The organism is Streptomyces nidicola (genome assembly GCF_050106155.1).
In the GTDB taxonomy this organism is placed as follows: domain Bacteria; phylum Actinomycetota; class Actinomycetes; order Streptomycetales; family Streptomycetaceae; genus Streptomyces.
The window spans coordinates 3,831,506-3,855,829 of the sequence record NZ_JBNBPI010000001.1 but is presented as its reverse complement, the minus strand read 5'-3'; the positions used below and the strand labels follow the sequence as shown (position 1 = coordinate 3,855,829).

Here is a 24,324-nt window from a genome sequence, read left to right as displayed (position 1 = left end):
AGTTGGTGGTGACGCCCCTCTTGCCAGACCCGTAGCTTTGCGCACCCTTGGTGTTCATGGCGGACACCACGGGCACCCCAGGAACCGGCGTCACCTCCTCCTCCGACTCGCACCCTCGAAAGTCCAGCTGGAAATACATCGGCCCCGGCATCGTCGTCGCCGCGACGGGCGTCGGGGCGGGCGATCTCGTCGCCACCCTCATCGCGGGCAGCAACTTCGGCTACACCCTGCTCTGGGCCGCGGTCCTCGGCTGCCTCGTCAAGATCAGCCTCGCGGAGGCCGCGGGCCGCTGGCACCTGGCGACGGGCCGCACCCTCTTCGACGGCTGGGCGGGCCTCGGCAAGTGGACCACGTACTTCTTCGTGATCTACGCGGTGATCTGGGGCTTCGTGTACGGCGCGGCCGCGATGTCGTCGAGCGGGCTGCCCCTTCAGGCGCTGTTCCCCGACGTGTTCCCGGCCGACTGGTCGATCAAGCCGTGGGCGATCCTGTCCGGCGTGGTCGGCCTGGTCTTCGTCTGGCTGAACAAGTACAGCGTCTTCGAGAAGGTCATGACGGTGCTCGTCGGCGTCATGTTCGTCGTCACCGTCTATCTGGCGATCCGGGTCACCCCGAACCTCGGCGACGCCTTCGCCGGGCTGCTCCCGGTGCTGCCCGACGAGAAGGACTCGATCCTCAACACGCTGGGCCTGATCGGCGGCGTCGGCGGCACCATCACCCTTGCCGCGTACGGCTATTGGGTCAACGCCAAGGGCTGGACGAACACGTCGTGGATGAAGGTGATGCGCCTCGACAACCGGGTCGCGTACATCACCACCGGCATCTTCGTCGTGGCGATGCTGTTCGTCGGCGCGGAACTGCTGCACGCGTCCCACACGGCGATCGCCGAGGGCGACAAGGGGCTCGTGGACCTCTCCAAGATCCTTGAGGCCCAGTACGGCACGGCGACGGCGAAGATGTTCCTCATCGGCTTCTTCGCGACGTCCTTCACCTCGCTGATCGGCGTCTGGCACGGCGTGAGCCTGATGTTCGCCGACTTCGTGGAGCGCTACCGGCTCTCCCGCGTCGTCACCGGCGAGGAAGTGGCGAGCGGCGACCGCGAGAAGGGGTGGGCGTTCCGCGGCTTCCTGCTGTGGATGACGTTCCCGCCGATCGTCCTGCTCTTCCAGGGCCAGCCGTTCCGCCTGGTCATCATCTACGGAGTCCTCGGCGCGGCCTTCATGCCGTTCCTCGCCCTCACCCTGGTCTGGCTGCTGAACTCCTCGCGTACGCCCGCCAGTTGGCGCAACGGCTGGCTCAGCAACGGCATGCTGACCATCGCGGGGCTGCTGTTCGTCGTCCTGTGCGTGAAGCAGATCTGGGACCAGCCGTGGTCGGAGTTCTTCTAGTTCTGCCTACTTGGCGGTGGCGCGGGCGCGGGCGCGGGCGATGTCCGGGTAGCGCACCGTGAAGAGGATCGGCAGCGCGATGCAGGCCACGGTCAGTACGGTGCGGGCGGTGTCGCTGCCCGGCTGGGCGTGGCGGAGCCAGGCCGTACCGATGCCGCTGACGGTGAAGGAGGCGGCCCAGACGGCGGTGATGGCGACGTTGACCTTCCGGAAGACGGGGCTGCCCCAGAACTCCTCGGGCACCTGGGTCTTCGCGATCCCCAGCGTGAACGGCCGCCCGATGACGAGCGACCCCCAGGCGATGAGGGCCAGCCATATCGAGGAGCCGGCCGACGCGTAGTGCTCGACGAAGTCCGAGTCAGGCAGGGCGAACGCGATGCCCGTGCCCACCGCGAAGAACGCGGCGGCGCTCACCTCGATGACGAGCGCGTCCCAGGCGCGGCCCGCGCGCCGCTGGCCCGCGGCGAGGGCGACGGCCAGGACGAGCCCGACGAGCAGCGCGTACCGGACGTCGATGGTGCCGATCAGCACGCTCACGGCGATCCACGGAAGGAAGCTGCGCAGGTAAGCCATGGGGTCCCCCAGGTCTTGGTCCGGCTCGTCCGGCTCCGGCTCTACATCTGACATTCCTGAACTGACATGTCGAAGTTAGAACCTCACGCAGTGACATGTCAATAGTGGAACGTCGTAGGTACAGTGGTGCCATGAGCCTTCGACACGCACTGCTCGGCCTCCTCGCGGACGGCCCGGCCAGCGGATACGACCTGCTCGGGACCTTTCGTACCAGCCTGGAGAACGTCTGGCCCGCCACTCAGAGCCAGATTTACACCGAGTTGACCAAGCTCGACGCGGCCGGTCTCACCCGGGTCGCGGAGGAGGGGCCGCGCGGCCGCAAGACGTACGAGATCACCGACGAGGGCCGCGCCGAGCTGCGGCACTGGCTCCTGGAGACGACGCCGAACGGATACCGGCGCAACGACGTCCTGCTGCGGGTCTTCCTCCTCGGCACCGTGGAGGGCGGCGAGGCGCGGGACTTCCTGCGCGGCAGGGCCGAGTCGGCGCGCGGCCGTCTCGCCGGCCTGGAGGAGCTCGACGCGTCCATGGACTGGGGCGCGGACCCGCTCGCGGTCTACGGCCGGCTGACCCTGGAGTGGGGCAAGCGGTTCATGGCGATGCAGGCGGAGTGGGCCGACTGGGCGGAGAAGGAAGTCGCGGCGGCGCGACTCGCGGCGGGTGAGGGCGCATGACGGCAGCGCCGCCGGGGGAGCGGCGGCGCTGCACGGGTCACGGGATTACAGGCCGTCGACGTGCGGTCCCACGGCCGAGGACCACGCGTTGCCGGAGGCGGCGTCCCAGTTGGTGGACCAGGTCATCGCGCCGCGCAGACCCGGGTAGGTCTTCGACGGCTTGAACGAACCGCAGTTGGTGCCCTTGGTGAGGCAGTCGAGGGCGTCGTTCACGACCGACGGGGCCACGTAGCCGCTGCCCGCCGCGCTCGGCGTGGCCGGTGTGCCGATGCCGACCTGCGAGGGGTCGAGCCCGCCTTCCAGCTGGATACAGGCGAGCGCCGTCAGGAAGTCCACGGACCCCTGGCTGTAGACCTTGCCGTCGCAGCCCAGCATCGAACCGCTGTTGTAGTACTGCATGTTGACGACGGTGAGGATGTCCTTCACGGCCAGGGCGGTCTTGAAGTACTCGGCCGAGGTCGACTGCATGTCGATGGTCTGCGGCGCCATGGTGAGTACGAACCCGCTGCCCGCCTTGGCGGCCAGGGACTTCAACGCCTGTGACATGTACGTGGAGTTGAGCCCGTTCTCCAGGTCGATGTCGACCCCGTCGAACCCGTACTCCTGCATGAGCGCGTACACGGAGTCGGCGAAGTTGGTCGCGGAGGCCGCGTCGTTGACCTGGATGGTGCCCTTCTCGCCGCCGATCGAGATGACCACGGACTTCCCGGCCGCCTGCTTGGCCTTGATGTCGGCCTTGAAGGCGTCGTCCGTGTAGCCGCCGAGGCCCGCCGAGTCGAGCGTGAAGTCGACGGCGCCGGGCGTCGTGGTGGCGTCGGCGAAGGCGATGGCAACGATGTCGTACGCGTCCGGGACATCGGCGAGTTTCTGCACGGTCGCGCCGTTGTCGAAGTTCTGCCAGTAGCCGGTGACGGCGTGCGCCGGAACGGCGGCCGTGGAGCTTTCTGTCGTACTGGCCGCATGTGCCGTGCTTGTCGTGCTCGCGGCGCTTGTCGTGCTCGCGGTGCTTGTCGTGGCGAGACCGCCCACGGCGAGCGCCGCCGCCGTGAACGCGCCAAGAAGTACGCCGAGCCGGGACCGTCTGCGATAGGAATGCGCCATTTCTTCCTCCAAGTGGGGGGAGGTCTCCCGGCACCGAAGTGGGGGAGATGTGGGGGGAGTTGAGGAAGCAGCTGCTGGCCGTACAAACTGGTCCAGACCATTGAACTTGTCAAGGGTTGTCACCGACGCTTCTTCGCCAACCGGATACGAATCACCGTCCACCGCCCCGTGAACAGTGCGAAGTGGGGTGTTGCGGGGCGGCTGCGTGGATATGGTGCTCAGGCAGCGGCACCGTGAGGTGCTGCTGGAGGGACGCAGAGCGACGACCGGGGGGTTCACGCGTGCCGACCGCCATAGCCGTGACCGACCCCGACCTGGTCCTCGCCTCGCCGGACCGGCACACACCGACCGCCACCGTGCTGCCCGTGGGCGAACCGCAGCAGAAGTATCCGCTCGACCGCGCCCTGACCGACGTCCACACGCTGATCGAACAGCACGGGTACGTGATCGTGCTCTGTCCGGAATCGGCGCCGGACGCGACCGTGCACCGGCTGCATTCGATCCGTTCCGTGCTGGAAACCGACCGGATGGCGATCCTGCGACCCGCGCTCCCGCCCCTCGGGCTCGCCGTACTGGCGCTGCAATTGCGCCAGTTGTCGATCTGCGACTTCAGCCCGGGCGTGCTCGCGTCCTCGGCCCGCCTTCTCGCGCACTACGTCTACGCGGGCGCGGTCGTCGGATCGGTGGCGAAACTGGACCGGGTCCCGGTCTCCCTGAAGGCGCACGCGAAGTCCTGGTCGCCGAACGCCCAGTTCGCGGTGGTCGCCTCGCCGCAACCCCAACTCCTGCGTCTGACGGGCTCGGAGACACCGACGGGCCCCGCCTTCGGGACCCGCATGGTCTACGCCGTCGGCCAGCACACTCCCGACTGGCTCACCGGTGTCCTCGCCCCTGCCTGGCGCGTGCAGGGCGTGACGCGGACGCGCCTGCCGGCCGAGTCACCACGATGGTGGGCGACGGGCAAGCCTGCCAGCCCCGGCCGCATCGTGGAGTTCGCGGCGGCGATCCCCGACATCTCGGTCCTCTACCAACTCGTCTCCTCGGTCCGCCGCGAACAGTGCCACTGGTGCGGCCTCGAACTCATCGGCGACCGCTGCGGGTTCTGCTCCGCGCCGCTGGCGGGCGAGGCGCCACCCGAGGGCGCGGGCGCGCCGGCACGCTCGGCGCTCACACCCGCGGCGGGCTCGACCCGAACAGCACTCCCACGTCCGACTCACTCCTGACCCCTACCAACGAGGTTGCACGGTCCATGAATTCACGTCAGCGCCGCGGCGTCATACTCCTGGTCGTCTCGGCCCTGTGCGCCATCGGAGCGTTCGCCGGTGTGCTCGCCGTGATCCGTGACGTGGACTCGAAGGTGGCGCCGGAGGTGGACGCGTACGAACTGAAACAGGACGTGTCCCCGTACAAGCAGCTCACCGCGGACCAGTTCAAAAAGGTGGAGATGCCCAAACGCTGGCTGTCGGACACGGCCGTCACCGACCTCGGCGACATCCGCGGCAAGATCGCCGTCACGCAGCTCAAGAAGGGCTCCCTGCTCCAGTCCGACATGATCGTCGACCGCCCGAAGCTGGAGGCGGGCCAGCAGGAGATCGCCATCATGATCGACGCGGAGACCGGCGTCGCCGGGAAGATCAACCCCGGCTCGAAGGTCAACATCTACGCCACCTTCAAGGCCGAGAACGACAAGCAGCGCGACCAGTCCAAGGTCATCGTGGAGAACGCCGGGGTGATCGACGTGGGCAAGCTGACCCCGATCGACCAGCAGGGCGCCGCGGACAGCGAGAACTCCACCCGCAGGCAGGGCGAGGCCGTCCCGATCACCTTCGCCCTCGGCCCCGCGGACGCCCAACGGGTCGCCTACGCCGAGTCGTTCGCGACCCACGTACGCCTGGCCCTGGTGGCCCCGGGCGACCCCGGGAAAATCACCCCGGAGGACCGCTCGTACACCTTGGAGGGCGACAAGTGACGTCACTTCCATCCCGGGTCGACCGAGCCCCGGCGCCGGTTCGGGCATTTCAAGCCCCGCCTTTGGACGAGAGCCCGCGGGGTCCGGGGCAGAGCCCCGAGACGTCAACCCCGGTTCGGGCAAATCAAGCCCCGCCTTTGGACGAGAGCCAGCGGGGCCCGGGGCAGAGCCCCGCGACCGTAACCCCGGTGCCGCGGAACGGAGCGTCCCGCCGATGACCACCCGTATCCTCCCGGCGGTAGCCGACCCGGAAACCGCCAGAGGCCTCGTCACACTCCTCTCCCAGCTCCCCGACGCCGAACCCGCCCCACCCGTCCCCGACGCCACCGCCCTGCTGGACACGCTCGCCGGCCTCGCCGCCGAGTCCCTGGACGAGCTCCCCGAAGTCGTCCTGGTCCACGACCGGATAGGCCCCGTCCCCGCCCTCGACCTCATCCGCGACCTGGTCCTCCGCTTCCCGGCGGTGGGCGTCGTCCTGCTCACCGCCGACACGGGCCCCGCCCTCCTCACCGCCGCGATGGACAGCGGAGCGCGCGGCATCGTCGCGTTCCCCCTCGGCTACGACGCCCTCGCGGAACGCGTGAACGCGGCGGCGTCCTGGTCGGCGGGCATGCGCCGGCACCTGGCGGGCGGCAGCGGAACCGAACTCGTCCCGGCGGGCGGCGGCGGCCGGGTCATCGCGGTGGCGGGCGCGAAGGGCGGCGTGGGAACGACAGTCACAGCGGTCCAACTCGCCCTGGCCGCCCGCGCATCAGGCCGCACGACCGCCCTCCTGGACCTGGACCTCCAGTCCGGCGACGTGGCCTCCTACCTGGACGTCCAGTTCCGCCGCTCCGTCGCCGACCTCGCCGCGATCCGCGACATCACGCCCCGCGTCCTCCAGGACGCCGCATTCGTGCATGAGTCCGGCGTCGACCTGCTCCTGGCCCCCGCCGACGGCGAACGCGGCGAGGACGTCACGGACCGCGTGGCCCGCCAGGTGATCCACGCCCTGCGCGCCCGCTACGACGTGGTGGTCATCGACTGCGGTACGCAAATGTCCTCGGCGAACACCGCGGCCATAGAACTCGCCGACCAGGCGGCACTCCTGGTCACCCCGGACGTCGTGGCGGTACGAGCGGCGAAGCGCATGGTCCGCCTCTGGGACCGCCTCCAGATCCGCAAGGCGGAGGAGACCCTCACGGTCGTCAACCGCCACGCCCGCTCGGCGGAGATCCAGCCGACGCTGGTGGAACGGGTGACAGGCACGAAAACGGCCCGCACCGCCATCCCGGCCGCGTACAAGGAACTCCAGGCGGCGGTCGACGCGGGCCGCATGCAGGACCTCGACAACCGCTCGTCGGTCAAGCAGGCGATGTGGGCGCTGGCGGCGGAACTCGACCTCGTGGCCACGCCCGCACCCCCGACGTCGGGCCGCCGGGCCCGCCGCCGAGGTTCGGACAAGGGCGCGGTGACCCTCGAATTCGCGGCGATGTTCCCCCTGGTCCTGGTCGTCCTCGCCCTGATGTGGCAGTGCGTCCTGTACGGCTACACGTACTCCCTGGCGGGCAACGCGGCGGACGAGGCGGCGCGAGCCGCGACCTCGGCGTACGCCTCTGGCGGCGACGGGCAGGGGGCGTGCGACGCGGCCGGCCGCAAGCACCTGCCGGGGGCGTGGCAAGGGGCAACGATCAGCTGCCCGAACAGCGGCGGCGTGGTCACGAAGGCCACGGTCGAAGTCGACGTCCCCCTCTTCTTCCCGGGCGTGAACCCCGGCTGGTCGGTGAAGGGCGAGGCGGGAGCGGCGACGGAGGCGGTCCGGTGACGGATTATCAAGCCCCGCCGGCGATTGAGGCGCGGGGTCCGGGGCAGAGCCCCGAGTCCGCAACCCCGCCGCGGCGAAACCTGTCCGGCGACCGCGGAGTCTCCATGCTGGAGTTCGCCGGCTTCCTCCCCTTCCTCCTCGTCATCGGCATGGCCGCGATCCAACTCGGCCTCGTCGGCTACGCCGCCAACCAGGCCGGATCCGCCGCCCGCGCAGCGGCCCGGTCCGAATCCCTCGCCCCCGGCACCGCCCAGTCGGCGGCCGACGCCGCGGCGAGCGCCTGGCTGAATCCCGAGGCGGTAGGGGGCGGCGGCGGGGACGCCGTGACGTACACCGTCACCGTCCACGTACCACCGGTCATCCCGTTGTTCGGCGACGGCTGGGACGTCCACCGCACCGCCACCATGCCGAACGACCGCGAGAACGAGGGGAGTTGACCTGAAGACATGAGCCTTCGCTCAAGAGTGATCGCCACCCGCGACCCGGCAGGCGGCGGCCCCGACACCGCCATCCCCGCCGACCGCGACGAGGGCCTGGTGGCCGTCTACCGCACCAAGCTCCTGGAAGAGATCGACCTCGCGGAGATGTCGTCCCTCCAGGCCGCCGAACGCCGGCTCCGCCTGGAGCGCGTACTCGGCCACATCATCAGCCGCGAGGGCCCGGTCCTCTCCTCGACGGAGCGCACCCAGCTGATCCGCCGCGTCGTGGACGAGGCCCTCGGACTCGGCATCCTCGAACCTCTCCTCGCGGACGCCTCGATCACCGAGATCATGGTGAACGGCCCGGACTCGATCTTCGTGGAACGAGCGGGCCGGGTGGAGCAACTGCCGCTCCGCTTCGCCTCGTCCGAGCAGCTCATGCAGACGATCGAACGCATCGTCTCCACGGTGAACCGCCGCGTCGACGAGTCCAATCCGATGGTCGACGCCCGCCTCCCCACCGGCGAACGCGTCAACGTGATCATCCCGCCGCTCTCCCTCACAGGCGCCACGCTCACGATCCGCCGCTTCCCGCGCGCGTACAGCATGGGCGAACTCCTGGAACTCGGCTCGCTCGACGAGCACATGCTGATGTTCCTCGCGGCCTGCGTCCGCGCCCGTTTCAACATCATCGTCAGCGGCGGCACGGGCTCCGGGAAAACGACGCTCCTCAACGCCCTTTCCGCCCTCATCCCCTCCCACGAACGCATCATCACGATCGAGGACTCGGCGGAACTCCAGCTCCAGCAGGAGCACGTGATCCGCCTGGAGTCCCGCCCCGCGAACGTGGAGGGCAAGGGCCAGATCACCATCCGCGACCTGGTCCGCAACAGCCTGCGCATGCGCCCCGACCGCATCATCGTCGGCGAGGTCCGCGGCGGCGAGACGCTCGACATGCTCCAGGCGATGTCGACCGGCCACGACGGCTCGCTCGCCACGGTCCACGCGAACACGGCGGAGGACGCCCTCACCCGCCTCCAGACCCTCGGCTCGATGTCGGAGGTGGACGTCCCCTTCGAGGCGCTGCGCGACCAGATCAACTCGGCGGTGGACGTCCTCGTCCAGCTCACGCGCGCCGCCGACGGCTCCCGCCGCATCACCGAGATCGCGCTGCTGATCTCGCACGGCCGCGAACAGTTCCGGATCGCGTCCGCGACCCGCTTCGTCGCGCAGCCCTACGTCTCCGGGGCCACGGACGACGAGATCCGCCGGGTCCGCGGCTACTACGAACACCTCCCGCTGCCCCGCCTCCTCGCCGACCGGCTCTACGTGGCGGGGGAGGCGGTGCCACCCGCGTTCGGCGTCGTGGAGTCGGTGGACGTACGCAACACGAGGGAGGCGACGGGATGACGACTCCTGTCCTACTGGCCCTGGGGGCAACGGTTCTCGCCTGCGTCGTCGCGATCGCGGGCGTCCACGCCCTGGCGTCGGGGCGGGCCCGGAGCCAGGAACTGGTCGACCGTCTGGACGCGTACCCGGCGGGCGGCGACCCGGGCGCCGGCGGCATGGGCGGCAGGGCCCGCCGCTTCGCCGCCGTCGACCGCCGCCTGCGCCGCACGCGCCTGGGCCGCTCGGTGCACCTGCGCCTGTCGGCGACGGGCCTGGACGTGACGGCGGGCGAGTTCTCGGTCTACGTGGCCGTGGTCGCGGTGGGCCTGTGGCTGCTGGCGGCGTCGACACTGGCACCGTTCTTCGGCCCGATCGCGGCGCTGGTGACCGTCTACAGCGCGCTCATCTTCCTCAACTGGCAACGCCAGAAACGCATCGAGGCCTTCATCAACCAACTCCCGGACGTGGCACGCCTCCTGGCAAATGCGACGGCCGCGGGCCTGGCGCTGCGCACGTCCCTCGCGATGGCGGCGGACGAACTCGAAGCCCCCGCGGGCGAAGAACTCTCCCGAGTGGCAGACCAGTTGGCCCTCGGCCGCTCGGTGGACGACGCCCTGGACGAACTGGCGACCCGCCTCCCCTCCCGCGAACTGGTCGTCCTGGTCACGACCCTGGTCCTGTCCAACAAGGCGGGCGGCACGGTGGTCTCCTCCCTCCGCAACCTGACGAAAACGCTGGAGGACAGGAAGGAGACCCGGCGCGAGATCCGCACGATGCTCTCCGAGGTCAACGCGACGGCCTTCACGGTCCCGCTCCTCGGCCTCGGCTCCCTCCTCCTGATCAACTCCTCGAACGACGGCGCGCTGGCGCGCGTGACGGACTCGGGAATGGGCAGGGCCCTGATCCTCATCTCGCTCGCCCTCTACGGCATCGGCTTCTTCGTGATCCGCCGCCTCGGCCGAATCGAGGTGTGAGGGGACGATGTCGACAACGATGGTGGGCGTACTCCTCGCGGCCCTCGCGGGGGCGGCGACCCTGGGCATCTTCTTCGGCATCCGCATGTACCGCGCGGACGCCAAGGTCCCCAGCGACCTGGCCCTGGCCCTGGAGGTGGGCGCAAGCCGGGTCTCGACCGCCGGCTCCGCGGTCGACCGCATCGGCATGCGGTTCGCGCCGCTGGTGCTGCGTCTGATGGGCCCGCGCCGCGTCGACGCCAAGCGCCGGAAGATCGACATGGCGGGCAACCCGGGCGGCCTGACGATCGACCGCTACGCGGCGCGCAGAGCGGTGTACGGGGCGTTCGGCCTGATCATGGGCCTGATCTTCCTCTCCGCCGACAGCCCCCTCTTCGGCCTCCTGACCCTCGCCTTCGGCGCGCTGGCGGCGGACGCGCTCATCTGGCAGGCGGTCCGCGAGCGCAAGGAGGTCATCGACCGCACGCTCCCCGACTTCCTGGATGTCCTCGCGGTGGTGGTCTCCGCGGGCCTCGGCTTCCGCCAGGCCCTTGACCGGGTCTCGGAGAAGTACGAGGGCCCGTGGGCCGACGAACTCCGCATCACGCTCCGCCAGATGGACATGGGCGTGCCGCGCCGCCAGGCCTTCGACGAACTCCGCCGCCGCAATGCCTCCGAGCAGGTCGCCCAGTTCGTCTCGGCGCTCCAACAGGGCGAGGAACTGGGCTCCCCGATCGCGGACACCCTCATCCAACTCGCCACGGACATGCGCCGCACGGACGCCCAGAACTCCCGCCGCCGGGCGGCGAAGACGATTCCGAAGGCGACGATGGTGACGTTGGTGTTCATGTTGCCGGCGACGATGATTCTGATCGGGACGGGGATGTTCCTCGGCTCCGGAACCAACTTCGGCTCTGTATTGGGCCGTTGAGTGTTCTACGTAAGGGGGTTCCGGCGATGACGGGCGACGCAACGCGCCGACAATTTCCGGTCAAGCGCGACCCCTTACTTGGCGAATACGGGTGCAGAGGGTTGCGCTCCACGTACGTTGCGTGTGTTGATTTGGTTGCCTTGGCCAAAGTGCCGGAAGTGGTGAAAGGGGGCTCCCGTGATCAGGGACAAACTGCTCGGGGTGTGGGCGACGTGGACCAATGCGATGGGGGAGCGGGCTCGGCGGGATTCCGGGGCCGGGTTCGTGGAGTACGCGGGGCTGATGATTCTGATCGCGGGGATTTTCGTCGCGATCGACAGCCTGGGGCTCGATGGAATGATCTCCGGCGCGATAATGGACGCCATCAGCAACGTCACCGGTGGTTGACCGGGCTCCGGCTGGACGATCGCGGATCCACGCTTCCGATCTACATTTGGCTGACCGGGATTCTGCTGTTTGCCGCCCTTGCCTTTTTTGCCTTCGCTCAAGCGGCCTCCGTGCGTAACGGCGCCCAATCTGCCGCCGACGCTGCCGCGTTGGCGGCAGCGCAGTCTGCCCGTGAGGAGCTGATGCTGGGGCTGGGAGATGCGCTTGAGGGCGGCGACAACTGGTTGGACTGGCTGGACGGCATGGACCCCAAGGACGTCGGTGCGCCGGGGGCCGCGGCGGGGCGTCTGGCAGCGGCCAATGACGCCAAAGTCGTGAACGGCCCGGCCTTCACGAACGTCAACGGCTACCCGGGTTACGAGGTAGGCGTGGAGACCCTCCACACGGTGGGCGACACGATCATCCCTGGCACGGAGAACGAGACGGCGAAGGCGCACGCCACAGCGGTGGTACAGCCACGCTGCGACGTTCCGCTGGACGCCGACCCGAAAAAGCCCCTGCAACTCACCTGCGACGGTAAGGAACTGGACTTCGACCCGGAGGACTTCGACCTGGACGACCTGCCGGACGCGTCCGACCTGTTCGCCGTCCACCTTGCCGACTGACGAGAGAGGGAAGCCGCAGCGATGAACCTTCGGCGTACGACGACCACCCGCCGGGCACTGGCTGCGGCGACGATCGCGGCCGGCCTGGTCCTGTCCATGGCGGGCTGCGGAGGCGACGGGGACAAGGGCGAGGGGGATGCTACGAAGTCCTCGGCGCCGGCAGAGCGGGGTGCCGACAGCAAGGAGAAGTCCGCTGCACCGACGACGGACGAGCCGCTGGCCGAGGTGAAGGGCGAAGGGGGCATCAGCCTCACCGTCACTTCGGCGCAGCGTGACGCCGGGGGCTTCGTCACCGTGAAGGGGACCGTGGCAAACGGCACGGGGAAGGCGTGGGTTCCGGTCGACTGGCGGGGGGACGAGCGCGAGTTGATGAGCAACGGAGGTTCGATCGCCGGCGCCAGCCTCGTCGACCAGAAGGCCAAGAAGAAGTACCTGATCCTCCGGGACACCGAGGGACGCTGCCTGTGCACTCGATTCACTGGCGGAGTCCGCAATGGGCATACCGCCGACTGGTATGCCCAGTTCCCTGCCCCACCGGACGGCACGAGCGAGGTCACGTTCCAGGTCGGCTCCATGCCTCCGGCCCAACTCAACCTCACCGAGGGCGAGTAACCATGCCCCGACGTCACCGGACCGCCACCGTCCTCACCGCCGCAACGGCCCTCCTGCTCACCACCGGCACCGTGGTCGCCCACGCCGACGACGAGCCGACCGGCGCCCCGCCCGGCAGCACCAGCAGCTCTCCGCCGCCCTCGGTGGACGCCAACAACCCCGGCCTCAAGCTCGCCGACGGCGCCACGCTCGCGCCCGCGAAGGTCCTGGACATCAAGTCCGTCGTGGAGGACCTCTCCGGCGACGAGCGCCGCACGGACACCAATGAGGACGTGACGTTCGCCCTCCAGGCCGAGGTCCTCTTCCCCAAGGACAGCTCCAAGCTGAACCCCGACGGCAACTCCCGGATCCAGGCGATCGCCGACGAGATCGAGAACCAGAAGGCAAGCTCCGTACGCGTCTTCGGCTTCACCGACAATCTCGGTTCGTACGCCCACGGCCTCAAGCTCTCCAAGAACCGCGCGGAAGCCGTCCACGACGCCCTGACGGCGGCGCTCGGCGCGCAGGGCGCGAACATCACGTTCCAGGTCAGGGGTTACAGCGAGGACTACCCGATCGCGGACAACGGCTCGGAGCAGGGCCGGAAGAAGAACCGCCGGGTGGAAGTCTCACTCCCGAAGTCCGACTGAGGAATCCATGAACTGCCGCCTCAGCGGGCGAGTTTCACGAGCAGCGTCACCACGTCCGCGAGGAATTGCAGCCACGGCCGGACCCGCTCGGCCCGCCGCCCGACGCGCCTGCCCCAGCTGCGGGGCCGCCGCTCGCGTCGCCGCTCGGCGCGGTCCCGTACTCGCTGTAAGGACCTGATCCGCGTCGTCCCGATACGCTTACGTCGCCTCATGACGCGACGCTAACGAACGCGAACTCCTGTCCACAGTGCGGACTTTGGTCAAACCGACGGCCGGGTTCTTGTGGGTAACCGCCACCTGCTCAGCCCTCGTCGGACCCTTCGCCCTCTGCCTCCGGGTATGCGACGAACGTTCCCTTGGAAGGCAGCGTGACCACGAGCCCGCGTTCGCGCAGTTCTTTCACGGCTCGGCGAATGGAGAGGTAGGCAACGCCGTACTGCTCTGCGAGGTCGCGCTCAGCGGGGAGGCGTGAACCCGGGCGCAACGTCCCGTCGGCGATCTGTCCGGCGATGTAGTCGGCCACCTGCGTGTAGACGTAGGCGATCTTGTTCGGGTCGACCGGATGCCGGTTCCGTGCTGACTCTTCTGCCATTCGAACAATGTACGACGGTGGTGAGCTGCCCTTATGTATGGAGTGCCGCTAACCGCTATGCATGGCTATGCTCCGGCATTATGGTGGACGTGAAAGACCCCGGCGACGGGTGGAGCCGTCCCGGGGCATGGCCAACGCTTCAAGGGAGCGTCAACATGCCGGATCGTACTCTCCGGGCCCTCTCCTGGGCCTTACGCCTCTGCCTGCCCGTGCGGCGGCCGTACGTCCTGACCCACGGAGGCGCCCGGTGACGAAGAAGCCGCGCCGCATGTGCGCCCGCTGCCAACGCACCACCGACGAACCGGTCCTGGTCCACGAGGTGCACGCCCCGACCGGCCCCGGGTTCAACGTGTACGCATGTCCGGAGTGTGCCCCGAGCTACCCGCCCATGGTCGACCCGCTGGACATTCTCGACCGGGCTCATCGGGCCCACAGCGCCCGCCGCGCCGTGGATCGGCCGATGGATCAGTCGATGGAACGGTCGATGGATCAGTCGATCGACACCGGCAGCGATTCGACGCCGTAGACGATCGACAGCTTCCGGAACTCCAGCTCCGAGGGCTCCACCGCGAGCCGCAACTCCGGGAAGCGCCGCACCAGTTGGGGGAAGGCCGCCCGCAGCTCCATCTTGCCGAGTTCCGCGCCGATGCAGCGGTGGATGCCGTAGCCGAACGCGAGATGGGAGGACGTGGGCGGGCGGGAGGGGAGGAAGGCGTCCATGTCGTCGTCGGCCCCGCCGAGCCGGGGATCGCGGTCCGCCGCGCTCAGCGACACGATGACTATGTCGCCGGCGGCGAGCGGCACCCCGCCTATCTCGGTGTCCTCGCGGGCGAAGCGCGGGAAGGCGGTCTGGACGACCGTGAGATGGCGCAGGAGTTCGTCGACGAAGGGGGCCGCGACCGTCGCCGGGTCCTCCGCGTCGCGCAGCGCCGTGAAGTGCTCGCGGTCCTTGAGCATGATCATGGTGCCGAGGGCGATCATGCTCGCCGTCGTCTCCAGGCCACCGGTCAGGACGCCGTCCGCGAGGCCCGTGAGCTCCTCGTCGGTGATGTTGTCGCCGTGCTCGCGCACCAGCATGCCGAGCAGCCCCTCGCCGGGGTTGCGGCGCTGCTCCGCGACGACGCCGCGAAGATAGTCCAGCGACTGGGAGACCGCGCCGAAGGAGGCTCCCGCGCCGCCCAGCACGTCGAAGCGGGCGACCGAGAACTGCTGGAACGCGTCGCGCTCCTCGTACGGGACGCCGAGCAGTTCGCAGATGACGAGCGCGGGGACCGGCATCGCGAAGTGCTCGACGAAGTCGGCCGTGCCGTCGGGCGACTCGCGGGCCGCCTTCTCCAGGTGCGCCAACTGCTCCTCGATGATCGAGTGGATGCGCGGCGTGAGCCTGGAGAGGCGGCGCATCGTGAACTCGGGTGTCAGCAGGCGGCGCAGCCGCGTGTGGTCCGGCGGGTCACAGAAGCCGAGGCCACCGGGGTGCTGCTCGGCCTCGGCGCCGCCCACCCCCACCAGGTTGCGGAAGTCGTTGCTGAACGCCTTCGCGTTGCCGAGGACTTCCTTCGCCTCGTCGTAGCCGGACACCAGCCACACCGTCATGCCGGGGATCGGCAGTTTGCTGACGGGTTCGCGGTCGCGCAGCGCACCGATCTCGGGGACCGGGTCGACGCCCTCGCGGCGCAGCGGCAGCAGCGCGGCGTCGGGGAGTTTCGACAGCACGGACAGGTCGAGGCTTCCCCCCTTCTTGCGCAGCCGGGAGAAGTAGAGGCGGGTCAGCCAGGTCGCTATCGCGGAACGTACGGACATGTGCTCGCATTTCTGCGGTGAGGCGGTAGGACGGACGGGCCTGATGGAGGTGTGGGGGCTGGAGAATGCCGGTGGGGAACGCCAAGGGTACGTGCGATCCCCCTGTTCTACGGAAGAGGGGCAACCCCCGCCCCCACCCTGGTGCTACCCCCAGTACCGGCGAAACCTAGATGAATCCGACCCGGTGTGACTGCGATCATGCGCAGCATGACCACTTCCGACAACTTTCGTCCCACTCACGCGGACCGCCCCTACGACGAGCTCGTCGCCGAGGCCGTCGCCGCGCCCACCGAGGGCTGGGACTTTTCCTGGTTCGAGGGGCGGGCCACCGAGGAGCGGCCCTCCTGGGGGTATGCCCGCCTCATGGGGGAGCGCCTCGCCGGCGCGGAATCCGCCCTCGATCTGCACACCGGTGGCGGCGAGGTGCTGAACCTGGCCCCGAAGCTGCCGCCCCTGATGGCGGCGACCGAGGGCTGGCCCCCGAATGTCGAGAAGGCCACCCGCCTCCTTGGCCCCCGCGGCGTGGTCGTCGTCGCTTCGCCCGACGACGCCCCGCTGCCCTTCGCCGACGCGGCCTTCGAGCTGGTCACCGCCCGCCACCCGGTGAAGGCCCACTTCACGGAGATCGCCCGCGTGCTGCGCCCCGGCGGCACGTACTTTGCCCAACACGTGGGCCCCAGCAGCGTGTTCGAGCTGGTCGAGTACTTCCTGGGACCGCAGCCGGCCGAGGTGCGCTCGGGCCGTGACCCGTACGCGGAGCAGCGCGAGGCGGAGGCGGCCGGTCTGGAGATCGTCGACCTGCGCGCCGAGCGACTTCGCATCGAGTTCTACGACATCGGGGCCGTTGTCCACTTTCTGCGAAAGGTCGTATGGATGGTGCCCGGCTTCACAGTTGACGCCTACGATCCCCAACTCCGCGCGCTGCACGAGCAGATCAGGACGGAAGGCCCGTTCGTGGCCCACAGCACCCGCCACCTCATCGAGGCTCGCAAGCCCTGGCGGGAGCGGTGAGGTCGCTTACGTAACTCTGGCCTCTACAGCCGTCTCGCGTAAGGTCCCGCCCCATGAGCCACACGCAATTCAGCCAAGCTTTCCTGTACGAGACCGAGCGGCACGCGGCGTGGGGTGGCGCTCAGCTCGAAGCTCTCATGGGGTTCCTGCCCGAAGGGGCGTCGTGGACGGCCGACCTGCCGACATGCCGCTACCGGCAGGGCAACGTGGACCTGCGCGTCGGCGTCCTCGGCACCTACGACGCCGCCCAGCGGTCGTGGATGTGGGGCTGGGCCAACCCAGAACTGCGCGGCACGCCCGTCGCGGCGCTCTCCGAACAGGTGGGGCGATTCGGCCAGAGTCAGGGGATAGCCGAGTTCACGACCCAGGTGCTCGATCTGTCCGGTTTCCCCGACCCCCGGCGGGCCGCCGAGACGCTCGCCTTCGCGGGGATGGGCGTGACGGGCGCTCCCGGCTACATCGGCGTGCCCGCGAACCCCGAGACCCAGGTCTACTTCCTGCCCGAGGACCCGCAGGTGCCGCGCGCCCCTCTCGACCCGGTCACGCTGCCGCGCACGCTCGTACAGGCCGAGGGCCTGCTCGGGGTCGACGCCAGGCGCCTGGTCGCGGGCTTCTTCGACCACCACGGGGTGGCGTACCGGGACAACGGCGGGCAGATCGCCGCGGAACTGCCCGGTTCCGTCCCGGCCGAGATCGGCTTCGACGAGGCGGGCCGCATCGCCGGCATCCGCCTCGCCTTGCACTGAAGGCGGCGCGACCGCAGAAAACCGCGACCGCAGAAAGCTACGCCTCGTCGCGCAGTCCGATGCGCAGGTGCTCCACATGGAAAAGCGCCTGGTCGAGAAGCTGCGCGACGTGGTCGTCATACAGCGCGTAGACGATCGAGCGCCCCTTGCGCTCACCGCTGACCAGGCCCAGATTGCGCAGCAGCCGCAGCTGGTGCGAGCACGCGGACTGTTCAAGTCCTGCCGCCTCCGCCAGATCGCCGACCGCGCACGGCCCTTCTTGTAGACGCGCCAGGATGCGCAGCCGGGACGGGGTCGCGAGGGCCTGGAGCGTCGCCGCGACATCGGCCGCGCCCACGGCGTCGAGCCGCTCGCGGGTGCTGCTCTTGTGATCGATTCCATGGCCCATGGACTCATCGTATCCAGGCGACGACCGTCTTCCATGGTATGCATGAAGAGGTCTTCATGTGTTCCTGTATCGTGAGCCCCATGTCTGCACCCGTGTCCGCCTCCGCACCGGCCGAGGCCGCCGCGGCCGCCCCCGCCGCGCCGCGCGTCCCCCACGGCTCCCGCACCCCGCTGCTCGCCCTCCCCGAGGCGCGCTGGGCGGCGATCGCGACCGTCGCCTTCCTCCTCGCCCTCCCGCTCCAACTCCTGGGCACCACCGCCTGGTTGTGGGGCCCGCTGTACGCCGTCGCGTACGTCGCCGGGGGCTGGGAGCCCGGGCTCGAAGGACTCAAGGCGCTGCGCGAGAAGACCCTCGACGTCGACCTGCTCATGGTCGTGGCCGCGCTCGGCGCCGCCGCGATCGGGCAGGTCATGGACGGCGCCCTGCTCGTCGTGATCTTCGCGACGTCCGGTGCCCTGGAGGCCCTCGCCACCGCCCGCACCGAGGACAGCGTGCGCGGGCTGCTCGACCTGGCCCCCGCGACCGCCACCCGCCTCACCGCCGACGGGTCGGAGGAGACCGTCCCGACCTCCGAACTCGCCATCGACGACGTCCTGTTGATCCGCCCCGGCGAACGCGTCGGCGCGGACGCCCACGTCGTCGACGGCGCGAGCGACGTCGACCAGGCCACCATCACCGGCGAACCCCTGCCCGTACCCAAGACCGTCGGCGACGAGGTGTTCGCCGGCACCCTCAACGGCACCGGTGCGCTGCGCGTCCGCGTCGCCCGCGACCCCTCCGACACGGTCATCGCCCGCATCGTCGCCCTGGTCGAGGAGGCCACCCGCACCAAGGCGCCGACCCAGCTGTTCATCGAGCGCGTCGAGCAGCGCTACGCGCTCGGCATGGTCGCCGCGACCCTCGCGGTCTTCCTGGTCCCGCTGGCCTTCGGCGACGCGCTCACCGACGCGCTCCTCCGGGCCATGACCTTCATGATCGTGGCCTCACCGTGCGCCGTGGTGCTCGCGACGATGCCGCCGCTGCTGTCGGCGATCGCGAACGCGGGCCGGCACGGCGTGCTCATCAAGTCGGCGGTGGTGATGGAACGCATCGGCCGCACCGACACGGTCGCCTTCGACAAGACGGGAACCCTGACGGAGGGCGTCCCCCAGGTAACGGACATCCGTCCCGAACCCCCGTACACGGAGACCGAGTTGCTCACGCTGGCAGCTTCGGTCGAGCAACCCAGCGAACACCCGGTGGGCAGGGCGATCGTGGCAGCGGCAAGAGATCGGGGTCTGTCCCTCCACCCCGTAGAGGCATTCGAGTCGGAGCCGGGCAAGGGCGTCTCGGGCAGGGTTTTTGGGGGCGCGGGGAACTGCGCACCGATCGCCGCCTCCGCCGCGCACACGGACCAGCCCCTCCAAATCGCCGCGGGCTCCCCGACGCACATGGACGTACACCCCACAACAACCCCCGGCACCGAGGTCGCCGTCCAGGTCAACGGCGAACTGGCCGGCCGCCTCACCCTGACCGACACCATCCGCCCATCCGCCCCGGAGGCCATCCGGACGCTGGCCGCCCGCACGGGCACCGCCCCGATCCTCCTCACCGGCGACCACGCCCACGCCGCGGCGGCCGTGGCCCGCCAGGTCGGGATCGCCCCCGGCGACGTACGCGCAGGCCTCCTGCCCGACGACAAGGCACACGCCGTACGTGAACTGGCGGACGCCGGCCGCACCGTCCTCCTGGTCGGCGACGGGGTCAACGACGCCCCCGCACTCGCCGCCGCGCACACCGGCGTGGCCATGGGCCGCGGCGGCTCCGACCTGGCCCTCGAAACCGCGGACGCGGTCCTCGTACGGGACGAACTGGGCGCCCTGGAGCGCACGGTGGCGCTGTCCAGGCGCGCGCGCCGCCTGGTCGTCCAGAACCTCGTCATCGCGGGGGTGTTCATCGCCGGACTCGTGGTCTGGGACCTGGCGGGGCATCTGCCGCTGCCGCTCGGCGTCGCGGGGCACGAGGGCTCCACCGTCCTCGTCGGCCTCAACGGCCTGCGCCTGCTGCGCGAGCGCGCCTGGAAGCGCTGAGAGCCTGTGAACAGGCTCTGAGCGGCCGATCCGGATCGTTATCGATACGCGATCGAATGCGCCCTAAGAATCACGTAAGTTCAGACCAACGGCAATTCGCGTGAGCAAAGCTGCGCGTCGGTACCGCGCAGTGGAGGGGGCTGCGCGGTACCCCGGCCGTCATCACGCCATTCATCCGTGGCGGAGCCCGAAGGGCCCGCCCGCGCGTCAACCGCGCGTGTGACACGGGAGAGGGACGCCACGCCGGGGGCGACGCGCCCCGCGAATCAGGGCCGCGAACCCCGTAGAACCTGCTGAGGGACGGCTTGAAAGCCCCCTCCTGGCGTCGCCGTACGACTTCGGAGCGTAGTTGTGGCACGCCGATGCGAGCGTCCGCACTTACGAAGGGTTATGGTGGAAACCCCCCCTCGGGCCGGTCCGTATCCCCCCCCACGGACCGGCCCGTTTTTCTGTCCCGGACTTCTCCGGGTCGACCCCCACTCCCGTGACGGGAGTTCAGCGCCGGCCGTTCCAGATGTTCGTGCCCTCCGTGGAGACGGCGAACGAGTCGATTTCGGTCAGCTCCTCGTCGGTCAGCTTCGGACCGTCCAGCGCCGCCAGGTTCTCCTCCAGCTGCTTGACGCTGGAGGCGCCGATCAGCGCCGACGTCATCCGCTCGTCCCGCAGCACCCAGCTCAGCGCCAGCTGCGCGAGGGACTGGCCGCGGCGCTGAGCGATGTCGTTCAGCCCGTTCAGCCGGCGGACGACGTCCTCGCTCAGCAGATCCGGGTCGAGGGACTTGCCCTGCGTCGCACGCGAACCCTCCGGGATCTCCTTCAGGTACTTGCCCGTCAGCAGACCCTGCGCGAGCGGCGCGAAGGAGATGCAGCCCATCCCGGCCGCCTCCAGCGTGTCCAGCAGACGGTCGTCCTCGGTCCAGCGGTTGAGCATCGAGTACGAGGGCTGGTGGATGATCGCCGGGACGCCCATCTCCCGCAGCAGGCGGGCCGCTTCGGCCGTCTGCTCGCTGGTGTACGAGGACACACCCACGTACAGCGCCTTGCCCTGCTGGACGGCGGAGGCGAGCGCGCCCATCGTCTCCTCGAGCGGGGTGTCCGGGTCGAAGCGGTGCGAGTAGAAGATGTCGACGTAGTCGACGCCCATCCGCTTCAGGGACGCGTCGAGCGACGACATCAGGTACTTGCGGCTGCCCCACTCCCCGTACGGGCCGGGGTGCATGCGGTAACCCGCCTTGGTCGAGAGGACCAGCTCGTCCCGGTACGGCGCGAAGTCCTGCGCGAAGATCTTGCCGAAGTTCAGCTCGGCGCTGCCGGGTGGCGGCCCGTAGTTGTTCGCGAGGTCGAAGTGTGTGACGCCCAGGTCGAAGGCACGGCGCAGGATCGAGCGCTGGCTCGCAAGTGTGCGGTCGTCACCGAAGTTGTGCCACAGTCCGAGGGAGACGGCGGGGAGCTTCAGGCCGCTGCGGCCCGTGCGCCGGTACTCCATGGAACCGTACCGGCCCGCCGAGGCGACGTAAGGAGAGGTGTCGTTCATGGCTACGAAGCTACGTCAGGTCCCTGACACCCCATAGCCGGCACCCAGGTACGCCCGAGTAGGCTTCCGCCTTCGGGGACTCCCATCAGCACGGAGGGCAAAAAGACCGTGAACCTGCGCGACAGGCTGCGTGGCCTGCTGGTCAGGCTGTACGCACGCCGGGTGGAAGGCCACCTTGACCACGATCAGGCGCCCAAGCACATCGGCGTCATCATGGACGGCAACCGTCGCTGGGCCAAGGCCGCCGGATCCACCACCGCCCAGGGCCACCAGGCGGGCGCGGCGAAGATCGAGGAGTTCCTCGGCTGGTGCAGCGAGACGGACGTCGAGGTCGTCACGCTCTGGCTGCTCTCGACGGACAACTTCGACCGCCCCCAGGAAGAGCTGGTCCCGCTCCTCGGCATCATCGAGGGCGTCGTGCGCACGCTCGCCGAGGACGGCCGCTGGCGCGTGCAGCACGTGGGCAACACCGACATCCTCCCGTCGGGCATGCAGGCCGTGCTGAAGGAGGCCGAGGAGTCCACCGCGGAGCGCGACGGAATAGTGGTCAACGTCGCGATCGGCTACGGCGGCCGCCAAGAGATCGCCGACGCCGTCCGCTCGATGCTGCTCGACGCCTCGGACAAGAGGCAGTCGCTGGAGGACGTCGCCGACACCGTCACCGTCGACGCCATCGGCAAGCACCTCTACACCAAGGAGCAGCCCGACCCGGACCTGGTCATCCGCACCAGCGGGGAGCAGCGTCTTTCCGGCTTCATGCTCTGGCAGACGGCCCACTCCGAGTACTACTTCTGTGAAGTCTTCTGGCCGGCCTTCCGCAAGGTCGACTTCCTGCGCGCGATGCGCGACTACGCGCTGCGCCACCGCCGTTTCGGCGGCTGACCACCGGTCACCGGGAGACGTACGTCACCAGGAGTTAACGAACGCGCCGTCATGTGCTTTTGCATGGCGGCGCTTGTTCGAGGGAATAAGCCTTCCAAGTCGGTGTCCGAGCCAAGGACACCGCATCTCAGCGGACGGCACGGGGCCGTCCGCCCGGGAGGCCCTTTGCACCAGGACGACCGTACGCAGGTGGGTACGGAAGACGCCTTGGAGGGCCGGTTCTCGGCCCGCGCAAGCGGCCCACGAACCGGTCCCGAAAACTCCGTCGCTCCCCGACCTCATCCGAGGGGGTACGTCCTTCCGTGGTGACCAGTAACAAGCGCCTTCCCAAGCCCGACCGGCGCACTTATGTTCTCGACACCAGCGTCCTGCTGGCCGATCCGAACTCCATGACCCGTTTCGACGAACACGAAGTGGTCCTTCCTGTCGTCGTGGTCACGGAATTGGAGGCCAAACGGCATCATCCGGAGCTGGGTTACTTCGCCAGGCAGGCCCTGCGCCTGCTCGACGACTACCGGATCCGCCACGGACGCCTGGATGCGCCGATCCCTACCGGCGAACTGGGCGGCACCCTGCGCGTCGAGCTCAACCACTCCGATCCCAGCGTGCTGCCCTCGGGCTACCGCCTGGGGGACAACGACAGCCGCATCCTGGCGGTCGCCCGCAATCTGCAGGCCGAGGGCTACGACGTCACCGTCGTGTCGAAGGACCTGCCGCTGCGGATCAAGGCGTCCTCCGTGGGCCTCCTCGCCGAGGAGTACCGCGCCGAACTCGCCATCACGGACTCCGGCTGGACCGGCATGTCCGAACTGACGCTGCCCGCCGAGCAGGTCGACCTCCTCTTCGAAGAGGACACCCTCTACGTTCCCGAGGCCGCCGACCTTCCCGTGCACACGGGTCTGACGATCCAGTCCGAGCGCGGAAAGGCGCTCGGCCGCGTCACACCCGAGGGCAACGTCCGCCTGGTGCGCGGCGATCGGGAGGCCTTCGGCCTCAAGGGGCGCAGCGCCGAGCAGCGGATCGCCCTCGATCTGCTGCTCGATCCGGACGTCGGGATCATCTCGATGGGCGGCCGGGCCGGCACCGGCAAGTCCGCGCTCGCGCTCTGCGCGGGCCTGGAGGCCGTCCTGGAGCGGCGCCAGCACCAGAAGGTGATGGTCTTCCGGCCGCTCTACGCCGTCGGCGGTCAGGAGCTCGGCTATCTGCCGGGCAGCGAGGCCGAGAAGATGGGGCCGTGGGCACAGGCGGTCTTCGACACGCTGTCCGCCGTCACCTCGCGCGAGGTGATCGAAGAGGTCACCGCCCGGGGGATGCTGGAGGTCCTGCCGCTCACCCACATCAGGGGCCGCTCGCTGCACGACGCGTTCGTGATCGTGGACGAGGCGCAGTCCCTGGAGCGGAACGTCCTTCTGACGGTCCTTTCACGCATTGGGGCGAACTCGCGTGTCGTCCTCACCCATGACGTCGCGCAGCGCGACAACCTCCGGGTCGGCCGGTACGACGGGGTGGTCGCGGTCGTCGAGAAGCTGAAGGGACATCCGCTCTTCGCGCACGTCACGCTCACCCGATCGGAAAGGTCGCAGATCGCGGCCCTGGTGACCGAAATGCTGGAGGACGGTCAGATCTAGCCCGTACAGGGCCTGTTCGTCCCTTTTGGCGCCGTTCGGCAAGGCGGGAGAGCCTAGCCGGGCGGCGCCGCGGCGTGTGCTCGTTTCCGAAATTCCCGTGGGGCAAACGGGGTGTGACCTTTCACACGCGGTGGGGAATTGCCTTGCCATGCCCCGATGCGGCAGAGTCACCGTCCTGTCAGGCCCCGCATACGACACTTGCGTGCCCCCAGCGGTACGAAACAACAGCAGCACCCGCTGC

25 protein-coding genes are annotated in these 24,324 nt (G+C 69.4%); 19 read left to right on the top strand and 6 right to left on the bottom strand.

What is annotated here, in order from left to right:
- Window positions 1–56: 56 nt before the first annotated feature.
- Window positions 57–1,388, top strand: coding sequence for an Nramp family divalent metal transporter (locus ACOKM3_RS17415; protein WP_426901500.1), 1,332 nt, complete (start codon window positions 57–59; stop codon window positions 1,386–1,388).
- A gap of 6 nt (window positions 1,389–1,394) precedes the next feature.
- Here the strand turns inward: ACOKM3_RS17415 and ACOKM3_RS17410 are convergent, their stop codons facing one another.
- Window positions 1,395–1,961, bottom strand: a complete 567-nt coding sequence (locus ACOKM3_RS17410) for a hypothetical protein (protein ID WP_426901499.1) — start codon at window positions 1,959–1,961, stop codon at window positions 1,395–1,397.
- A gap of 131 nt (window positions 1,962–2,092) precedes the next feature.
- On the opposite strand from ACOKM3_RS17410, the gene ACOKM3_RS17405 reads away from it, so the two are divergent.
- Window positions 2,093–2,635 (top strand): PadR family transcriptional regulator, encoded by a 543-nt coding sequence (locus tag ACOKM3_RS17405; RefSeq protein ID WP_426901497.1) that lies wholly within the window; start codon window positions 2,093–2,095, stop codon window positions 2,633–2,635.
- Between the two features lie 45 nt (window positions 2,636–2,680).
- Here ACOKM3_RS17405 and ACOKM3_RS17400 read toward each other — a convergent pair whose 3' ends face one another.
- Entirely contained in the window at window positions 2,681–3,736 is a 1,056-nt protein-coding gene (locus ACOKM3_RS17400) for a chitinase (protein ID WP_426901495.1), read from the bottom strand.
- 281 nt (window positions 3,737–4,017) lie between these two features.
- Between ACOKM3_RS17400 and ACOKM3_RS17395 the strand changes: the two genes are divergently transcribed.
- The 11 genes from ACOKM3_RS17395 to ACOKM3_RS17345 all read left to right on the top strand — a co-directional run bounded on the left by ACOKM3_RS17395 (window position 4,018) and on the right by ACOKM3_RS17345 (window position 13,434).
- The gene (locus ACOKM3_RS17395; RefSeq protein ID WP_426901493.1) at window positions 4,018–4,959 is read left to right on the top strand and encodes a hypothetical protein; all 942 of its coding nucleotides are present in this window, start codon (window positions 4,018–4,020) and stop codon (window positions 4,957–4,959) included.
- 26 nt (window positions 4,960–4,985) lie between these two features.
- Complete coding sequence (gene cpaB, locus ACOKM3_RS17390; RefSeq protein WP_426901491.1) at window positions 4,986–5,705, top strand: Flp pilus assembly protein CpaB; 720 nt, start codon at window positions 4,986–4,988, stop codon at window positions 5,703–5,705.
- 214 nt (window positions 5,706–5,919) lie between these two features.
- Complete coding sequence (locus ACOKM3_RS17385; protein WP_426901490.1) at window positions 5,920–7,509, top strand: AAA family ATPase; 1,590 nt, start codon at window positions 5,920–5,922, stop codon at window positions 7,507–7,509.
- A gap of 104 nt (window positions 7,510–7,613) precedes the next feature.
- Window positions 7,614–7,946 carry a TadE/TadG family type IV pilus assembly protein gene (locus ACOKM3_RS17380; RefSeq protein ID WP_426901488.1) on the top strand — a complete coding sequence of 111 codons (333 nt, stop codon included), beginning with the start codon at window positions 7,614–7,616 and terminating at the stop codon, window positions 7,944–7,946.
- Window positions 7,947–7,955: 9 nt separating this feature from the next.
- Entirely contained in the window at window positions 7,956–9,338 is a 1,383-nt protein-coding gene (locus ACOKM3_RS17375) for a CpaF family protein (RefSeq protein ID WP_426901486.1), read from the top strand.
- Window positions 9,335–10,291 carry a type II secretion system F family protein gene (locus ACOKM3_RS17370; protein ID WP_426901484.1) on the top strand — a complete coding sequence of 319 codons (957 nt, stop codon included), beginning with the start codon at window positions 9,335–9,337 and terminating at the stop codon, window positions 10,289–10,291. Before ACOKM3_RS17375 ends, ACOKM3_RS17370 begins: the two co-directional genes overlap by 4 nt.
- Before the next feature lie 7 nt (window positions 10,292–10,298).
- Window positions 10,299–11,201 carry a DUF5936 domain-containing protein gene (locus ACOKM3_RS17365; protein WP_426901482.1) on the top strand — a complete coding sequence of 301 codons (903 nt, stop codon included), beginning with the start codon at window positions 10,299–10,301 and terminating at the stop codon, window positions 11,199–11,201.
- Window positions 11,202–11,378: 177 nt separating this feature from the next.
- The gene (locus ACOKM3_RS17360) at window positions 11,379–11,588 is read left to right on the top strand and encodes a hypothetical protein (RefSeq protein WP_426907037.1); all 210 of its coding nucleotides are present in this window, start codon (window positions 11,379–11,381) and stop codon (window positions 11,586–11,588) included.
- Window positions 11,585–12,193, top strand: coding sequence for a pilus assembly protein TadG-related protein (locus ACOKM3_RS17355; RefSeq protein ID WP_426901480.1), 609 nt, complete (start codon window positions 11,585–11,587; stop codon window positions 12,191–12,193). Before ACOKM3_RS17360 ends, ACOKM3_RS17355 begins: the two co-directional genes overlap by 4 nt.
- A gap of 21 nt (window positions 12,194–12,214) precedes the next feature.
- Window positions 12,215–12,805: a hypothetical protein gene (locus tag ACOKM3_RS17350; RefSeq protein ID WP_426901478.1), complete on the top strand. Its 591-nt coding sequence runs from the start codon at window positions 12,215–12,217 to the stop codon at window positions 12,803–12,805.
- A gap of 2 nt (window positions 12,806–12,807) precedes the next feature.
- Entirely contained in the window at window positions 12,808–13,434 is a 627-nt protein-coding gene (locus ACOKM3_RS17345; RefSeq protein ID WP_426901477.1) for an OmpA family protein, read from the top strand.
- 301 nt (window positions 13,435–13,735) lie between these two features.
- Here the strand turns inward: ACOKM3_RS17345 and ACOKM3_RS17340 are convergent, their stop codons facing one another.
- On the bottom strand, window positions 13,736–14,026 hold the full coding sequence (locus ACOKM3_RS17340; protein WP_426901475.1) for a winged helix-turn-helix domain-containing protein: 291 nt from the start codon (window positions 14,024–14,026) through the stop codon (window positions 13,736–13,738).
- A gap of 247 nt (window positions 14,027–14,273) precedes the next feature.
- Here ACOKM3_RS17340 and ACOKM3_RS17335 point away from each other — a divergent pair, with 247 nt between their 5' ends.
- Window positions 14,274–14,552 (top strand): hypothetical protein, encoded by a 279-nt coding sequence (locus tag ACOKM3_RS17335; protein ID WP_426901473.1) that lies wholly within the window; start codon window positions 14,274–14,276, stop codon window positions 14,550–14,552.
- On the opposite strand, the gene ACOKM3_RS17330 is transcribed toward ACOKM3_RS17335, so the two are convergent.
- The gene (locus ACOKM3_RS17330) at window positions 14,516–15,826 is read right to left on the bottom strand and encodes a cytochrome P450 (RefSeq protein WP_426901472.1); all 1,311 of its coding nucleotides are present in this window, start codon (window positions 15,824–15,826) and stop codon (window positions 14,516–14,518) included. The two genes, ACOKM3_RS17335 and ACOKM3_RS17330, sit on opposite strands and share 37 nt — an antisense overlap.
- A 207-nt stretch (window positions 15,827–16,033) precedes the next feature.
- Between ACOKM3_RS17330 and ACOKM3_RS17325 the strand changes: the two genes are divergently transcribed.
- Both ACOKM3_RS17325 and ACOKM3_RS17320 read left to right on the top strand, forming a co-directional pair.
- A complete protein-coding gene (locus tag ACOKM3_RS17325) occupies window positions 16,034–16,837 on the top strand; it encodes a class I SAM-dependent methyltransferase (protein ID WP_426901470.1) in 804 nt (267 codons plus the stop codon).
- 53 nt (window positions 16,838–16,890) lie between these two features.
- Window positions 16,891–17,583 carry a DUF6882 domain-containing protein gene (locus ACOKM3_RS17320; protein WP_426901468.1) on the top strand — a complete coding sequence of 231 codons (693 nt, stop codon included), beginning with the start codon at window positions 16,891–16,893 and terminating at the stop codon, window positions 17,581–17,583.
- Between the two features lie 37 nt (window positions 17,584–17,620).
- Here the strand turns inward: ACOKM3_RS17320 and ACOKM3_RS17315 are convergent, their stop codons facing one another.
- A complete protein-coding gene (locus ACOKM3_RS17315; protein ID WP_266713573.1) occupies window positions 17,621–17,971 on the bottom strand; it encodes an ArsR/SmtB family transcription factor in 351 nt (116 codons plus the stop codon).
- Window positions 17,972–18,051: 80 nt separating this feature from the next.
- Here ACOKM3_RS17315 and ACOKM3_RS17310 point away from each other — a divergent pair, with 80 nt between their 5' ends.
- Window positions 18,052–20,040, top strand: a complete 1,989-nt coding sequence (locus tag ACOKM3_RS17310; protein ID WP_426901466.1) for a heavy metal translocating P-type ATPase — start codon at window positions 18,052–18,054, stop codon at window positions 20,038–20,040.
- 495 nt (window positions 20,041–20,535) lie between these two features.
- On the opposite strand, the gene mgrA is transcribed toward ACOKM3_RS17310, so the two are convergent.
- A complete protein-coding gene (mgrA, locus tag ACOKM3_RS17305) occupies window positions 20,536–21,573 on the bottom strand; it encodes an L-glyceraldehyde 3-phosphate reductase (RefSeq protein ID WP_426901464.1) in 1,038 nt (345 codons plus the stop codon).
- Window positions 21,574–21,681: 108 nt separating this feature from the next.
- On the opposite strand from mgrA, the gene ACOKM3_RS17300 reads away from it, so the two are divergent.
- Together ACOKM3_RS17300 and ACOKM3_RS17295 are read left to right on the top strand one after the other, a co-directional pair.
- Window positions 21,682–22,455 (top strand): isoprenyl transferase, encoded by a 774-nt coding sequence (locus ACOKM3_RS17300; RefSeq protein WP_426901462.1) that lies wholly within the window; start codon window positions 21,682–21,684, stop codon window positions 22,453–22,455.
- Window positions 22,456–22,757: 302 nt separating this feature from the next.
- Window positions 22,758–24,083 carry a PhoH family protein gene (locus tag ACOKM3_RS17295; RefSeq protein WP_327661785.1) on the top strand — a complete coding sequence of 442 codons (1,326 nt, stop codon included), beginning with the start codon at window positions 22,758–22,760 and terminating at the stop codon, window positions 24,081–24,083.
- Window positions 24,084–24,324 lie beyond the last annotated feature (241 nt).